The 14,707-nt window shown below is 43.5% G+C and carries 16 protein-coding genes; 8 read left to right on the forward strand and 8 right to left on the reverse strand.

Annotation, left to right across the window (positions count from 1 at the left end; translation table 11 throughout):
* The first annotated feature begins 148 nt into the window (after positions 1–148).
* The gene (locus tag ACE5CV_RS06655) at positions 149–862 is read left to right on the forward strand and encodes a hypothetical protein (RefSeq protein ID WP_374949389.1); all 714 of its coding nucleotides are present in this window, start codon (positions 149–151) and stop codon (positions 860–862) included.
* Here ACE5CV_RS06655 and ACE5CV_RS06660 read toward each other — a convergent pair.
* From ACE5CV_RS06660 to ACE5CV_RS06675, 4 genes are all read right to left on the reverse strand, one after another.
* A complete protein-coding gene (locus tag ACE5CV_RS06660) occupies positions 859–1,335 on the reverse strand; it encodes a DUF4126 family protein (RefSeq protein WP_374949390.1) in 477 nt (158 codons plus the stop codon). The two genes, ACE5CV_RS06655 and ACE5CV_RS06660, sit on opposite strands and share 4 nt — an antisense overlap.
* A gap of 222 nt (positions 1,336–1,557) precedes the next feature.
* Complete coding sequence (locus ACE5CV_RS06665; RefSeq protein WP_374949391.1) at positions 1,558–2,547, reverse strand: MlaD family protein; 990 nt, start codon at positions 2,545–2,547, stop codon at positions 1,558–1,560.
* A 17-nt stretch (positions 2,548–2,564) separates the two neighbouring features.
* Positions 2,565–3,338 carry an ABC transporter ATP-binding protein gene (locus ACE5CV_RS06670; RefSeq protein ID WP_374949392.1) on the reverse strand — a complete coding sequence of 258 codons (774 nt, stop codon included), beginning with the start codon at positions 3,336–3,338 and terminating at the stop codon, positions 2,565–2,567.
* Positions 3,339–3,343: 5 nt separating this feature from the next.
* Positions 3,344–4,075: an MlaE family ABC transporter permease gene (locus ACE5CV_RS06675; RefSeq protein ID WP_374949426.1), complete on the reverse strand. Its 732-nt coding sequence runs from the start codon at positions 4,073–4,075 to the stop codon at positions 3,344–3,346.
* Positions 4,076–4,470: 395 nt separating this feature from the next.
* On the opposite strand from ACE5CV_RS06675, the gene ACE5CV_RS06680 reads away from it, so the two are divergent.
* The gene (locus ACE5CV_RS06680) at positions 4,471–5,607 is read left to right on the forward strand and encodes a glycoside hydrolase family 26 protein (protein WP_374949393.1); all 1,137 of its coding nucleotides are present in this window, start codon (positions 4,471–4,473) and stop codon (positions 5,605–5,607) included.
* A gap of 70 nt (positions 5,608–5,677) precedes the next feature.
* Positions 5,678–5,959: a hypothetical protein gene (locus ACE5CV_RS06685; protein WP_374949394.1), complete on the forward strand. Its 282-nt coding sequence runs from the start codon at positions 5,678–5,680 to the stop codon at positions 5,957–5,959.
* Here ACE5CV_RS06685 and ACE5CV_RS06690 read toward each other — a convergent pair.
* The 3 genes from ACE5CV_RS06690 to ACE5CV_RS06700 form a co-directional block, all read right to left on the reverse strand.
* Entirely contained in the window at positions 5,956–7,092 is a 1,137-nt protein-coding gene (locus tag ACE5CV_RS06690; protein WP_374949395.1) for an MFS transporter, read from the reverse strand. The genes ACE5CV_RS06685 and ACE5CV_RS06690 overlap by 4 nt on opposite strands.
* 80 nt (positions 7,093–7,172) lie before the next feature.
* Entirely contained in the window at positions 7,173–7,718 is a 546-nt protein-coding gene (locus ACE5CV_RS06695; protein WP_374949396.1) for a hypothetical protein, read from the reverse strand.
* 100 nt (positions 7,719–7,818) lie between these two features.
* Entirely contained in the window at positions 7,819–8,508 is a 690-nt protein-coding gene (locus ACE5CV_RS06700; protein WP_374949397.1) for a DsbA family protein, read from the reverse strand.
* Between the two features lie 190 nt (positions 8,509–8,698).
* Here ACE5CV_RS06700 and ACE5CV_RS06705 point away from each other — a divergent pair, with 190 nt between their 5' ends.
* From ACE5CV_RS06705 to ACE5CV_RS06725, 5 genes are all read left to right on the forward strand, one after another.
* Positions 8,699–9,061 carry a hypothetical protein gene (locus ACE5CV_RS06705; RefSeq protein WP_374949398.1) on the forward strand — a complete coding sequence of 121 codons (363 nt, stop codon included), beginning with the start codon at positions 8,699–8,701 and terminating at the stop codon, positions 9,059–9,061.
* Positions 9,062–9,158: 97 nt separating this feature from the next.
* Positions 9,159–9,527, forward strand: coding sequence for a hypothetical protein (locus tag ACE5CV_RS06710; protein WP_374949399.1), 369 nt, complete (start codon positions 9,159–9,161; stop codon positions 9,525–9,527).
* 125 nt (positions 9,528–9,652) lie between these two features.
* On the forward strand, positions 9,653–11,998 hold the full coding sequence (locus ACE5CV_RS06715; protein ID WP_374949400.1) for a TonB-dependent receptor: 2,346 nt from the start codon (positions 9,653–9,655) through the stop codon (positions 11,996–11,998).
* Between the two features lie 3 nt (positions 11,999–12,001).
* Positions 12,002–13,444, forward strand: a complete 1,443-nt coding sequence (locus tag ACE5CV_RS06720) for a hypothetical protein (RefSeq protein WP_374949401.1) — start codon at positions 12,002–12,004, stop codon at positions 13,442–13,444.
* A gap of 4 nt (positions 13,445–13,448) precedes the next feature.
* On the forward strand, positions 13,449–13,658 hold the full coding sequence (locus tag ACE5CV_RS06725) for a heavy metal-binding domain-containing protein (protein ID WP_374949402.1): 210 nt from the start codon (positions 13,449–13,451) through the stop codon (positions 13,656–13,658).
* A gap of 46 nt (positions 13,659–13,704) precedes the next feature.
* Here ACE5CV_RS06725 and ACE5CV_RS06730 read toward each other — a convergent pair whose 3' ends face one another.
* Positions 13,705–14,610 (reverse strand): hypothetical protein, encoded by a 906-nt coding sequence (locus ACE5CV_RS06730; protein ID WP_374949403.1) that lies wholly within the window; start codon positions 14,608–14,610, stop codon positions 13,705–13,707.
* Positions 14,611–14,707 lie beyond the last annotated feature (97 nt).

The following is a 14,707-nucleotide window of genomic DNA, read 5'->3' on the forward strand; positions in this document are numbered from 1 at the left end:
CTGAAAAAAACAATCTTGTAAGTTAAATTAATTTCATAGCCTAACGCTGAACTATATTGTTGTACGTGGGCCGGGGGTTAAATGTTAATTTTGGTTAAATAAAAGTAAGCATTAATGTTTAAAACTACCTTTTTTATAGCTTTAGAACATGCTTCGCAGTAGCTTATTTTTAGTCATTTTTTTTGCTGCCTTTACAGCTGTTGGCCAAGGTAGACTAAAGGGGCGCGTTTTCGAAAACAAAACGCGCATCGGATTGGCAGGCATCAGGGTGGAGAATTTAAGCAACTCACAATCCATTCTTACCAATAACGATGGCAAATTTACGTTGTCGGCTAAAACCGGCGATCTGCTTTTATTAAAAGGGTTTGCCTACAAAAATGATACGGTTTTGGTGACGAGCATGGCTGATCAGGAAATTTTTATGGTTCCGCAAACGAATGATCTGGCTCAGGTGAACGTAGTAGCAACAGTTGCTCCTAAACTAAATACTTACTACGATCCGTTGTATCACGGCCAATCCGTATTGATGGTTAGGGATAAGAAAGGACGCGCGACGGGGGGCGTCATCATCCGCTTATGGTATTGGAAAAAAGATGAACACAAAAAGGCAAAGGCCGAGAGTCGGGAGCATATGTATGCATTAATGGATCGTATCACTCAGGTGTTCACCCCGCAGATCATCGGTAAATATATACCGCTAAAGGGACAGGAGATGGAAGATTTTTTAGAGATGTACACTCCAGATGTCAGCATTTTTTCTGCTAAAAGTTTTGATCTTACCAGCTATTTAAATGATTGTTACAAAAAGTATCAGCAACTCCCATCAGACCAGCGCAAGCCAAAACGCTTAAAGCTAAATTAAGCTTTTAAGATGCTGATGCCTGTGCCCAATGCCACTGCATCCTCTACAATTCCGCTAAATGGCTCTTTTATAAAAGGTAACCTATCGGCATACTTACGTGCATAAAACGTAGCGTATGTTGCAGCAAGAGCAGATACTCCACCCAATACCATACCCTCTAAAATACTTTTCCGGTTGGCTTTGAATATGGTGGCGCCAACAAACGCACCCGATGCCACACGTGCTAAAACTTGCGGTAATTCGATCCGATTCGGCCCGTTGGGGATTTTATCCCCGGTAACTTCCGCTATAGATAACAGCTTGGTGACAAGTGCAGTAACAGGTAATTGTATAAAACGTAGTACCGAGCGTGATAAAGCCGGATTAGGGTGATTGCTTAGATAGTGACTGGCAACTGCAGGCGCCATGGTGGCACGCATGCCGGCAACGGCTCCTAATCCTATAGTTTGTAATACAATATTGCTGCGTTTCATGGTAGTACCTATTAATATATTACTAAATAACAGGCAGGCAGTAGTATGGTTTTAATTATATGATTACACGATTTAGTCTTTCAACAATGTGTGCGTTGAATCCTTTTGATGTGATATATTATGGATGCTTGGTTACCAACTATCGCATATCGAAAGAGATTTACTTATACAAAAAAAGCGGTGAAACTTAAATCACCGCTTTAATATTGCTAGCTAAGAAACTTACATCTTTCTTTTTAAACTATCCTTTTTTGCTTTTTCGCGGTCTTTAAAAAAACCACGAAGTAAAAAGTTATGCTGTACGGCCTCAAGGTCGTCGTTAAGCTTAACTGAACTTTGCTGCAGGTTGTTGATAGTGGTTTGCACCTTTTCGGCACCTTTCGGGTCGTTAAGTAGTACGCCCATTATATTATCTGTGCTGTTGAGTTTGTTACTAGCTTTGTTAAGGTTTTCGGTAAGTACAGTAGCGTTATTTGCTGCCTCGCGTAGTTTGGTAACCGATTCCTGTATCCGGGCATAGGCGACGGTATCTGTAAGCAATTTATCAGCAAATCCGCCTTTAGTATTCATTTTATTACTGAACTGGTTTAGCTGGGCTGCCATGCGTGATGCGGTTTGCGTAGTGGCCTGTAAATTGCGCATTGCCGCACGAAGCTGCACAGCCATGGTGCTATCCGTTAACAGCGCGCCAACGGTACCTTTGCCGGCAAGGATCTGATGGCCGAGTGTTTTGAAGTCTGTGGTAATGGCTAGCAAATTTTGGTTGTTTTGCTGCAGGGTTTTCATGATATCGTCCGTAGATAGCAGTTTTTCAGACTGCAGCACATCGCCATCCTGCACAATAGGTGCCTGCGGGCTGCCGCCGTCTATAACAATGATCTTATTACCTATTAACCCGTCGCTGCTTATCCGTACGCCGGCGTTGCGATGAATGTATTGCTGCGACGCAGCTTCAATACTCATTATTACATCAACCTGTGAGTTGCCGGTAAAGCGAAGGCTTTTGATCACCCCAACTTTAACCCCCGAGAACCAAACGTTGTTGCCTTTTTTCAAGCCCGATACGTCACTAAATACCGAGCTGATGTGTATGCTTTTAACAAAGCTTTTGTTTTGCCCGCCTAAAGTAAGTACGCCAATAACAAACACTACTACGCCAAGCAGCACAAAAATGCCTACTGTTATTGATTTTCTATTTTCTGATGCATCCATTATATAGGGTACTAATATTATTCTGTAAAATTATAATCGTAAAAAGGTTTAACGCGCTTATCGTCTGTCGCGAATACCTCGTCGAATGTGCCCACGCGTTGAAACTGGCCGTCAAGCAGCATAGCTACACGGTCGCCTGTTTGTTTTGCGCAGGTTAAATCATGTGTGATAATGATAGAAGAAGTTTTGTAATTGGCTTGCACCTCGTTTATGAGATCGTTAATCTCAATACAAGTTATCGGGTCAAGGCCTGCGGTAGGCTCATCATACATCATTATTTCTGGATTGAGAATCAATGTGCGTGCAATGCCTATCCGCTTGCGCTGCCCGCCAGATAGTTCTGACGGCATTTGATTGATGGTTTGCGAAAGGCCTACGGCATCTAAAACGCTTTCTACATTTTTGTCTATTTCGGCCCGGGTGATTCCTTTGCGGTTTCGGACAAGCGGAAACTCGAGATTTTTACGCACCGTCATACTATCGTATAACGCGCTGTTTTGAAATGAAAAGCCGATACGTATGCGCAATTCCTGTAATTCTTTTTCGCTAATACTGGTTACATCGTTGCCTAGTACTTCTATGCTCCCGCTATCCGGACTTAACAAGCCCGAGATCAGTTTGATAAGTACGGATTTACCCGTACCCGAGCGGCCAAGCACTACCAGATTTTCGCCCTGGTACAGGTCAAGGTCAATCCCGCGTAACACGTCGTAATCGGCAAATGATTTCTCCAGTCCACGGATTTTGATGACCTGGTTATTTGTATCTATTTGTGCCTTTTGTTTTTCCATATCAATTATCGGAACCAGCCGGCTATTTGTACAATTAAAACTTCTTCAATAAAAACCAGGAACATTGCTGTTACCACAGCGCCGTTAGCGGCTTTACCCACACCCTCGGTACCTTTTGTTGAATTATAGCCCTGATAGCAGCCCACAATGCCTATGGTAAAACCAAAAACGATGGCTTTTGAAAGTGAGGCCCAAAAATCTACAAAGGTTAGCGGCTCAAAGGCCTGCTCCATGAAAGTGGTAAAACTGGTGCCCTCATTTTGGCTAACATTAAGATAACCACCCAACAGTGCAATGAGCGCGGTATAGGTAGCCAACAAGGGTATAGCAATAGTGGTAGCGATTACACGCGTACAAACTAAAAATTTAAAGGGTTTGGTTCCCGATACCTCCATCGCGTCTATCTGCTCGGTCACCCGCATAGATCCCAATTCAGCACCAATACTTGATCCTACCTTGCCGGCAGCAATCAGCGCAGTAACCAGCGGTGCAAGGGCTTTCATTATCGCGATAGATACCAGCGAGGGCAACCATGACTCGGCACCAAAATTAGTAAGTGAGGGGCGGCTTTGCTTGGTGAAAATCACACCCACAATAAAACCGGTAAGGGATATCAGAGTAAACGAACGCACACCCACCTCATAACATTGGCGTATGATCTCTTTAAATTCGTAAGGGGGTAAAAAAACTTCCTTAAAAAAGCGCAGTACAAAAGAGTAAACCCTGTCCAGCATCATAAAAAATGCGGCTATTTTACCCTTTGTTTTTTCGAAGCGCGAAGGGACGGATGATCGGATGCTTTTTGTGGTAGACATTAATAGGGGCAAAGGTATAAATTAGTACATACTACACTTGATTATCAGTACAAATTGTATCAGAACTTGTTTGTAATAACGCAATTATTACAAACCAACGACGATTTGACCTTTTTGGATATATGGTCAGATTATTGTGTCGTTTAAACACATGCCGAGCGTGTACAAATGCGGGACTGCGTTGCAATGCCAATAATTATCCCTCTGCTTAAATAAATTCTTGCCGCAAATTATTAAGTTCGTAACTCTTTTATATAATGCTGATGTAGCTAATAGTTACTGATTTGCAGTGTATAGTTAGACTATCAAAAACCTATATGAATATCACTTATTGCCGGATCATTATTGTTGGATTATTATTTTTCTGTAGCGCAAGTGCAACAGCTCAATTATACGATCCCTGTGATAAACTGGCTACTCGTGAAACCCGTGAACTTTATTATAGTATGCAGCGGTTGGTTGATGCCGGTACAATGTTCGGTCATCATGATGATACCGCCTATGGCATCGGCTGGTGTTTTGAGCCCGGTAACAGCGATGTTAAAACCATTACCGGCAACTATCCGGCAGTTTATGGATGGGACCTGGCCCGGATTGAGCATGATAGTACCAGGGACATCAATAACATCCCGTTTGAGTATCAAAAAAAGTTGATTCGCCAGGCATATGACAGGGGAGGGGTAAATACATTTTGCTGGCATATGGACAACCCTGCAAATGGTAAAACCGCCTGGGATACTACATCACGATCTATAGCTATGCTGCTTCCTGGTGGCGCCTATCATAATACTTATGTAAAGTATCTTGACAGAGCTGCAGCATACATGGGTAGTATTAACGGCACTACAGGCGAGGCAGTGCCAATCTTATTCAGGCCGTTTCATGAGCTAACAGGAAGTTGGTTTTGGTGGGGCGCAAAATTTAGTACGGCAGACGAATTCAAGGCCTTGTGGCAGTTTACAATCACCTATCTGCGTAACGATAAGAAACTGCACAACCTGCTCATTGTATATTCTGTTGCCGATTTTGATTCCGAGGCAGATTTCATGGCCCGATATCCTGGTAGTGATTATGTGGATTTTATTGGGTTTGACAACTACTGCTATAAAAATGTGGCGAAGTATCAAATGAATCTGGATAAGCGTTTGTCGCTGTTAGATGCGATTGCTATAAAAAATCACAAGCTCGCGTGCCTGCCCGAAACTGGTTACGAAACGATACCCCAGGCCGATTGGTGGACGAGTGTTTTGCTGCCTGCAATTGGCAGTCATAAACTGAGTTATGTTATGGCCTGGCGCAACGCCCATATGGATCACTTTTATACGCCTTACACTGGGCAAAAGAGCGAGGCTGATTTCCGCTTATTTGCACATGACCCTAAAATGATGTTTCAAAACCGGGTGACGAGGTTGGGGCTTTATGGAAAATATGTGATAGCGACTGTTAATAAATGATAGGGCCTTAGCCGCCAGAGGTAAAACTTAATTAAGGGTACGATGTTTTGCCTTTATCAATAGCAAACTTATGAACGCATATCAACAAAAATGGGTGGATGTATTACGTGCCGCCAATATAAAAGACTGGAAGATTGAACCAAAAGGTGATGACATAGCGGTTGAAATGCCACATGTTACCGATCTGAAACTGATAAGGGATAACCTGCCTCAAACCATAGCCGCAATATCTTTAGATATCAACCTGCCTCATGAGCGGCTAAAATTTAGTTTTCATAACGGGTACCAAAATTTTGAGTACGTGCTGAACCCAAATGAAAGTGATCTGAATGATGATGCCGGCAGGCGTTAAATTTTTGCTTTTGTAGCCACGACGCTAACGCAAATACCCATGGCTGCTATCAGGGTAAACGATGCTCTTAAAGACGCGAGCCCGGCAATAAAGCCAATTACCGGTGGTCCGATCAAAAAACCCATAAACCCAATGGTTGACACTGCCGCCAGCGCTACCCCTGCCGACATGGTTTTTGATTTGCCAGCGGCGCTGTAAACCAGGGGGACAACAGATGATACCCCAAAGCCAACCAGCAAAAAGCCCAGCATAGCGGTATAAATGTAAGGGAATGCCACTGCGGTGAGTAAACCTGTGGCTGTTAATAATCCACTGATCTGCAATGTGCGTTTCAATCCAAAACGATGGGCAAACCAATCGGCAATAAAACGGCCGGTAGCCATGGTGAGCATAAACGCAGTGTAGCCTGCGCCCATCCAGCCGGCCTGGGCTAAAACAACCTTTTTAAAGTAAATCACGCTCCAGTCAAACATAGCGCCTTCGCATATCATCGAACAAAAGGCAATGATTCCCAATTTGATCAGTGAGTTATCCGGCAGTACAAATACCGGCCCGGAGCTGGCCACCTTATCGTTTTTTAAATAGTTAGATGATATGGCAACGGCGATAACGATGATAATAAATATGATTATGAAATGCTGAGCCGGAATAATATTCTTGCCGATCATGAACGTGCCGATACCTGCCCCGGTAAAGCCAGCTAAACTCCATATGCCATGAAACGACGCCAGGATTGGTCGCTGATAAAGCTCTTCTGCTGCTACTGCCTGCGTATTAACCGATATGTTAACCGCGTTGCTTGAAAAGCCGAATAACGTAAGGCAAACCACCAATTGGAAAACTGACTGTGAAAGCCCCAGCGTAACCAGGCAGCAGGCGTAAACAACGGATGACGCAATAAGTAATTTACGACTGCCGATTTTTGTAATTACCCACCCTGAAAAAGGCAGGGAACACATAAGGCCAACAGGGGTGGCAAACAGGACGCCGCCGAGTGCAGCATCGCTTAGGTTAAGCTCCTGTTGAATTGTTGCTATGCGAGATGCCCAGCTTGCAAAGCAAAGACCTGCCATAAAAAACAGCGTGCCCACCGCTACGCGCAGTGTGCCTTTATCAAATTTGTATGTGGGCAAAGTTGTTTCCAATATTTTTCTTAGTGTATTTTTAACACTAAGGTAAGGATTATTTTTTACTCTTTAGTTGACGTCAGCTGCTAAGGTATGTTGATTTTAAATGATCCTTTTACATTAACTAAAGCATTATCGGTCATGCGCACTTGCTGGCCGGTAAACTGACCTGTTATTATGCCGTGGGTGATGCCATTGTTGTTACTTGCATCAAACCGGGTTACCTTAACCGTACCGACATCTAAATTTGAAATATTGTAAGCCCGTGCATTGATGTTTATGCCGTGAATTGTAAAAGTACCTGCATGGGCAGATTTAAATTCTATCCTGAAAGTTAGTCCGGCCAAAACATCAAGCGCATTGATCTGCGTGTAACCGTTAGGATATGACGGGTCTTCACCGTCCATTTGCACGGCTAATGATGGGTTAGACATTGTTGTAATTGCTCCACCTTCTAACTGGAACAGTACAGTATTCTCCGGGCCGATGGATAAACCGTTGTCATCACTTGTAACTGTACCAGTTCCTGTCCCAGTCCCGGTATTGGTTCCTGTATTTGTCCCCGTTCCTGAACTTGTTGCGGCGCCATCCGGATATACCGGGGCATCAAGTTTACAGCCCTGGATAAGCATTGTAAACAAACAGAGTCCTAAAAAGAGCTTTTTTATTGTAGCCACCTGATATTGATTATGTTGGCAATTTACAATTTATATTCGAGCCATGGTTGAAATATCAGCAATCGCCGTCGGGGCCGCAAACCGGTCCGTTCATAATCTCTGATGACGGCTTAACTTCGCTATAAGCTTTCTCTAAAGTTTCAGTAAACACAGGTACAGCTTGCGCTCCGGACACAGCGTATTTGCCGTTCATCACAAAAAACGGCACCCCACGGATACCCAGGTATGATGCTTCGGCTATATCATGCTTTACATCATCGGCAAAGGCATTTATTGCAAGCAATTCTTTAAGTTCAGCAGCGTCAAGCCCAATCTCAGTCCCCAATTCAGCAAGTGTCTCTGTATCGTCAACATTCCTGCCGTCGGTAAAGTAGGCTTTAAAAAGTTGTTCTTCGGCAGCGTCACCTAAGCCATGCTTTTTGGCCAGATGAGTAAATTGGTGTGCTTTAAAACTATTCGCAACAACGGCCCTGTCCATGTTGTAATGTAAACCAACCTCGGCAGCCATTTCGGTTACGTGGTTGTTCATCTGCCGGGCGTAGTCAAGCGTCCAGCCTTTGGCATCGGCCAGGTATTGATTGATGCTAACCCCGGGAGCGGTCACCATATCCGGGTTAAGCTGAAAGCTCTTCCATTCAATTTCCACATCGTCTTTATGTGCAAATTGTTGCAGGGCATCCTCAAACCTGCGTTTACCGATGTAGCAGAATGGACACATCACATCACTCCAAATTTCAACCTTCATAAAATTAGTTTTTATAAAATTACAGCAATTGGCTATCATCTGCGTAAGCAGGAAGTAAAAATGAACCTTAAGATACAATTAACGCAGCTTAGGGGTAAATACAGCCAGGTAGACATTACTCATTAATTAATATTTAAGTAACAATTTCAACTAATAAAAGTCCTACTTTTAGTAATCTAAATAAATTAATATGAAAAGAAAAATCTTTACTACTGCTTTATTATCCTGCTGCTTTATGATCTGTTTGGCAGCTGCTTTGTTAGATGTTGCAGGCACATGGACCGGCGATCTTAAAATGGCTGACGGCAACACCATCCCGCTAAGCTATACTTTTAAAATTGATGGTGCTAAAGTTACCGGTACGGCTACCTCACCTCAAGGCGAAACGGCTATAGACAATGGAAAGCTTGCAGGTGATGTTATTACTTTTTCGGTAAACGTACAGGGCATGGATATCCCCCATAGCGGCAAGTGCTACGCCGATTCTATTGGAATGGACGTAACCGTTGGCGAAGACAAACTGCACAGCAAGTTAATGCGTAAAGCAAAATAAGTACCGCTGATTGAAAGTTTTCAAAACCCTGCCGTTTAAGCAGGGTTTTTTGTTTAGTAGTTGTTAGCTATTAAACCAAGCACTACCTTTGCCGCGCATGCAACGTATAATCGCATATTTACTTATTGTTTCGCTGCTATCAGCGAACTTTTCGCGCTTATTTGTTTACGCAGGCTTTGAATTGAACAAAAACTACATTGTAACCAAGCTTTGCGAAAATCGCAATAAGCCGTGGATGCACTGTAACGGCAAATGCTATTTTATGAAAAAGATAAAGCAAGCCGAAGAAAAACAAAGCAGCGCAAGCAGGCAGGCGCAAAAAAACCTTTTCCAGGAAGCTTTTTACAACCAACCGGCTGTAACCAAGTTCCATTCCGTTTTACTATCGGTAACTGCAGTGCCTAACCACCGCATTTATCTGCCGCAACAGTCACGCACGGTATTTCAGCCGCCCCGGCTCTCTTAGATCACTTTAATTTAATTATTGCAGCCGTATCGGAGGCTAATGGCCTGTGTATTTCCTGTGCTTTAGTGCGCCGCTGCATTTTGTTTATGCCCACGGTTTTACACCGGGTAAACCTTATATGATCTATGAGACCATTTCTAATACTTTATACTTTATTATCTTTTTGCTCGGCCATTTTCTACGGTCAAAATACCTTAACGGGTACTATTACGGATGCACGCACACACGAGGCAATAGCAGGAGCGATGGTTGGCAACGCTGCTAGCGGTGCAGCACTTACTACAACCAATGCCAAAGGAAGGTTTACCATCAATCTTGATGGCGAGAAAGCGCTGCGTATTACCATGATCGGTTACGCCGAGAAAATTTATACGCTGACAGGTAGCGGCCATGTTGAAATCACCCTTGAGCCATCTACTGTGAATTTGCAGCAGGTTGTGATATCTGCCAGCAGGGAACGGCAGGCCAGGCAAGATGCACCCATTGCCATCAGTAAAATAAACGCAACCCAAATTCACGATACCAGGGCAACCGCGCTTTACCAATTACTCAACAAGGTAACGGGTGTTTACATGGTTGATCTGGGGAACGAGCAGCATACCATGGCTATCCGCCAGCCTATTACCTATAACGCTTTGTATTTGTACATGGAGGATGGCCTGCCTATCCGACCGACAGGAATCTTTAATCACAACTCGCTCTACGAGATCAATATGAGCGGCGTGCGAGATATTGAAGTGATAAAAGGTCCGGCATCATCACTCTATGGCAGTAACGCTATTGGTGGTGCCATTAACTTTATTACCCAGGGCCCGCCGGCAGGTTACGCAGGTAATGTGTCTATCCAGGGCGATAATTACCACTACCGCAGGGTTGATGCCGACGGAGGCTTTAGCAGCGGCAAATTTGGCCTTTACGTGGGCGGGTATATTGCCCGCCAAAGGGATAGCTGGCAGGACTACAGCGACTTTGACAAACGATCCGGTAACTTTAAAACTACATATGATTTTGATAATGCCACCCGCCTTACCACATCGGTAGCTTATAATTATTTGAATACACAAACGCCTGGTAGCCTGGACAGCGCTAAATTTTACAGCCGCAGTTACGGTTCTAACCAGCGCTTTACCTATCGTAAAGTAAGTGCCTTCCGTGCTAATAGTAAACTGGAGCATTCCTGGAACGAGCGAAGCAACGCTTTTGTAACCCTGTTTTATCGCAAAAATTCCACGGCCCAGTTGCCAAGTTATTTTATTTCAGATGTCAGGGACAATGCCGGTAATTACATAAGTTCTAACGGACAAGAAAACGATCAGCGCTTCAATAGTGTAGGCGTTTTGGCCCAGCACCGGCAGGATTTGAACTTTCTGCATTCGCGTTTAATTGCGGGGCTTTACGTTGATAACAGCCCAAGTTCTTACTATGCCCGCTTTTTAGACATTACTAAAGATGTGGCTAATAATTATTATACCGGATACAGCAACACAGGCCGCTACATAGATGACTATAAGATTAAGCTGTTTAACACGGCGGCTTACGCACAATACGAACTGAAGCCAACAGAGGCATTACGAATTGTTATGGGTTTACGATATGACCGAATCCACTATAATTTTACTAACGGTATACCTGCAGGCAGTACCAAGTACAAACAACAGGAGACCAACGATTTTAATATTGTGGCCCCGAAACTAGGGCTTACTTACAACTTTGGTAACAATAAAGGTTTATATGCTAATTACAGTGTTGGCTTTCAACCACCTGAGACTGGTGACCTGTACAGTGCAAGGCAGTTAACGCCGCTTAAACAGGCAACTTTTAATAACTACGAGGCAGGGGGCTGGTTTACGGCGCTTAATAAAAAAATGTATGTAGAAGTCACACTTTATGATTTGGAAGGGCGCAATGAGATCATTAACCAGTTGCTTCCCGATAATACCACACAAAACCAAAATGCGGGTGCAACACGTCATCAAGGTATCGAATACTCGATAGCTTACGCACCTGTTAGGGAACTTGCCATCAGGTTCAGCGGCACCAACGCGCGCCATACTTATGTCGATTACAGCGAGGTGAGCACAAACTATGCAACGGGTGCAAACACGGTAATTAGTTATAACGGCAACCGCATGAATAACGCCCCTGCATGGATAGCCAATTCAGAATTAACGTATAAGCCGATTTATTTAAATGGATTCCGTATAGGGGGCGAGTGGCAGCATATCAACGGCTATTTCACTAACCCGGCTAACACTAAAACCTATGCAGGTTACGATATTGTTAATGCTCGTTTAGGCTACGATGCAAAAGGCAGTAATTTGAAAGGGTTAGGTATTTGGTTTAATGCGCTTAATTTAACCAATAAGTTATATGCCACTACGGTAACCAGCAATCAATATGGCGACACTTACAACGCTGCACCGCCACGAATTTATACATTGGGTGTTAGTTATTCATTTTCAAAAAATTAAGCCATGGCAACTGCAAAACAAAACTTTTATAAGTGGCATCGTATCCTCGGCTTAACAGCGCTTGTGCCAGTGATTTTTTGGACGCTGAGCGGATTATCGCACCCTTTCATGTCTAACTGGTTTAGGCCAACTATTGCGCTTGAGGTATTTAAACCGGGCTTACAAAGTGAATTAAGGCCCGCGTTATCCATTCAACAGGTATTGGATAAAAATGGCATTGGCGAAATCAGGAATTTTACCCTTATTAATTTTAACCGCAAAACTTACTACCAGGTTTTGGATAAGGATAGTGTTGCCAATTATTATTCGGCAACTGATGCCGGGCAGCTAAAAAATGGCGACCGTTTGTACGCCGTTTACCTGGCCAGATATTTTACACAGGATTCTACATCGACTGTTAACTCTATCACGCTGCAAAAAACGTTTGATGAACATTACCAACCTATCAACAGATTGCTGCCGGTTTGGAAGGTGTCTTTTGACCGGCCTGATGCTATGGATGTTTACATCGAAACCAGCCATAGCAGAATGGGGACGTTTAATAACAACACCCGCAAAAATATGCTTTGGTTGTTCGAGCAGTTCCATACCTGGTCTTTTTTGGCAGCAATAGGCGGCGAGCAGTTCCGGATCATTATTTTGATGATTATCATTACTATCATGTGCCTGTCGCTGCTAAGCGGTTTAACCGTTTACGGATTCTTTTGGAAGAAATTCAAGGCCGCACAGCAAAGCCGTAAGGAAACAGGGAAAGAAGACAAGCGATTTGTACACCGTTATCACCGGCAAATCGGGCTGATCGTTTCATTTGTGATGTTTACCTTTATGATTAGTGGTGCTTTCCATTTGTTAGTAAAACTTCACAATATCCAACCGGAGAAGAAAGCATATGAGCAATTGATCAGTAGAACGGAGCTAATCAAATCAAACCTTGAACTGCCTTTGCCAGACAGCCTCATTAAACAAATTAGTTTGGTGAAATTTAACCGGTCGGTTTTTTATCAGATTGTTGATACAAAGAAGAACGTGAAGTATTATAGTGCAGCAACCGGGCGGTTACTTCCAGGTGCCGATGAGCAGTACGCTGTGTTCCTGGCCGGTTTTTACCGGTCTGGAAATGCAAAGCAAGCAGCGTTAAATAAGAACAAGGTTAGTCAGGTGCGCGAATTTAACAACGAATACGGTTTTATAAATAAACGGCTGCCCGTGCAAAAAGTAGAATTACCTGGCGGTGAAAATTGGTATATTGAAACAACAACATCCAAGCTGGCTACAAAAGTTGCCGGGATTGACCGCGCTGAAGGCTTTTCATTTATATTTTTACACAAGTATTTCGGCATGAGCTGGGCGGGTAAAAATATCCGCGATATAGTGAGTATGCTGGCCGCATTGGGTGTGCTGGTTGCTGCGTTATTCGGCTTTGCCGCATTTATAAAAAACAAATAGTATTATGAGACGATCCATTTTGATATTAACACTGGCAGCATTCACCTTAGGAGTAAACAGCTGCAGTAACGAAAGCAACAAAACAGCTAAAGAATCTACAAAGCCGAAAGGCAAATACTATTGCACAATGCATCCGGAAATTACAAGCGATAAACCAGGCACCTGTTCTAGATGCGGTATGGATTTGGCAGAGCGCGATACCACCGGTAAGTAAGAAAAAGCCCCGTTGCTGTAAGCAACAGGGCTTTTTAATTCGTTTACTAATGTGGCGGCGTTGGATAGTAATAAATAGGTGAGTAAACTCCTTCGCTGGTGGTGTAATAGCCTTTTCCATCAAACGTAAAGCCTATGGCCTCTCCCTGCTTTTCCGGTTTATAAGGCGGCTCTTCGGGTTTGCGCTGTAAGGTTTGCCATACATGTTCGCCGTTTTTGCGTTGCCAGTAGTAAACCTTTTCGTAGCTCTTAACCAGTATCTGATCGCCCTTTTTTGAAATATCGGCGGCAGTTATCCATTTAAATGGTTTAATACCGCTAAAAAATAAACGCGTCTGGAATTTTAGCGTCACGGTATCTTTAGCCTTAAAGTTGAGTGGTGTGGTATAAACCTCTACAGAGTCGTACCGCTTAGTTACTATGTAAAGCAGTTTCTCTATAGGGTCAACCATCAGTGCCTCTGCATCGCGGGCGCCTTTCGGATATTTAACGTATAGTGGTGCCTGAACGGCATGGGCAATGCTGTCTTTGCTCCAGCTGTTACTTTCTTCAACCCGGTTTATAGTAACGTAGCGGCGCGTTGCGCTATTATCGCCAATATCTGCAAGGTAGATATAACTTTTCCCTTTAAAAGGACCGGGACCTACTGCAATGTCTTCGCAGTCGTAAACGCCGTTAGCGCTCCTGTCGGCCTGATAGTAAATGGTTGACTTTAGCTTGCCATCTGCGTTAATTGCAAAAAAACGGCAGGTATCACCACTATCATTATGTACATAATAAATAGCGGGGTTAATACCCGAAGCCGAGATCCCGGAAATTTCTTTCATAGCTTTATCCTGCAAACGGCCTTCTGGCAGCTGTTTGTTGTCTATCAGCCTGTGTTTGGCATATGCACCAATAAAGGTTAACACGACAATTGGGATAATTATATTCAGTTTACGCCGGGTACTCATATCTGTAGCAATCAATAACAATCAATTGATCAGTATATTATTTGACAAGTGTTGTTATTGCTGATCGCTGACAAAAGTAAGCATAAAAAAATAGCCC

The organism is Mucilaginibacter sp. (assembly GCF_964263795.1).
Classification (GTDB): domain Bacteria; phylum Bacteroidota; class Bacteroidia; order Sphingobacteriales; family Sphingobacteriaceae; genus Mucilaginibacter.

Excerpts from the sequence above, each read along its gene's own strand:
- ACE5CV_RS06715 (WP_374949400.1), top strand. The coding sequence starts at position 9,653 with ATGAGACCATTTCTAATACTTTATACTTTATTATCTTTTTGCTCGGCC.
- ACE5CV_RS06695 (WP_374949396.1), bottom strand. The coding sequence starts at position 7,718 with ATGCTTATCCAGGGCTGTAAACTTGATGCCCCGGTATATCCGGATGGC.
- ACE5CV_RS06665 (WP_374949391.1), bottom strand. The coding sequence starts at position 2,547 with ATGGATGCATCAGAAAATAGAAAATCAATAACAGTAGGCATTTTTGTG.
- ACE5CV_RS06705 (WP_374949398.1), top strand. The coding sequence starts at position 8,699 with ATGAAAAGAAAAATCTTTACTACTGCTTTATTATCCTGCTGCTTTATG.
- ACE5CV_RS06670 (WP_374949392.1), bottom strand. The coding sequence starts at position 3,338 with ATGGAAAAACAAAAGGCACAAATAGATACAAATAACCAGGTCATCAAA.
- ACE5CV_RS06680 (WP_374949393.1), top strand. The coding sequence starts at position 4,471 with ATGAATATCACTTATTGCCGGATCATTATTGTTGGATTATTATTTTTC.
- ACE5CV_RS06685 (WP_374949394.1), top strand. The coding sequence starts at position 5,678 with ATGAACGCATATCAACAAAAATGGGTGGATGTATTACGTGCCGCCAAT.
- ACE5CV_RS06730 (WP_374949403.1), bottom strand. The coding sequence starts at position 14,610 with ATGAGTACCCGGCGTAAACTGAATATAATTATCCCAATTGTCGTGTTA.
- ACE5CV_RS06720 (WP_374949401.1), top strand. The coding sequence starts at position 12,002 with ATGGCAACTGCAAAACAAAACTTTTATAAGTGGCATCGTATCCTCGGC.
- ACE5CV_RS06675 (WP_374949426.1), bottom strand. The coding sequence starts at position 4,075 with ATGATGCTGGACAGGGTTTACTCTTTTGTACTGCGCTTTTTTAAGGAA.
- ACE5CV_RS06700 (WP_374949397.1), bottom strand. The coding sequence starts at position 8,508 with ATGAAGGTTGAAATTTGGAGTGATGTGATGTGTCCATTCTGCTACATC.
- ACE5CV_RS06710 (WP_374949399.1), top strand. The coding sequence starts at position 9,159 with ATGCAACGTATAATCGCATATTTACTTATTGTTTCGCTGCTATCAGCG.
- ACE5CV_RS06660 (WP_374949390.1), bottom strand. The coding sequence starts at position 1,335 with ATGAAACGCAGCAATATTGTATTACAAACTATAGGATTAGGAGCCGTT.
- ACE5CV_RS06725 (WP_374949402.1), top strand. The coding sequence starts at position 13,449 with ATGAGACGATCCATTTTGATATTAACACTGGCAGCATTCACCTTAGGA.
- ACE5CV_RS06655 (WP_374949389.1), top strand. The coding sequence starts at position 149 with ATGCTTCGCAGTAGCTTATTTTTAGTCATTTTTTTTGCTGCCTTTACA.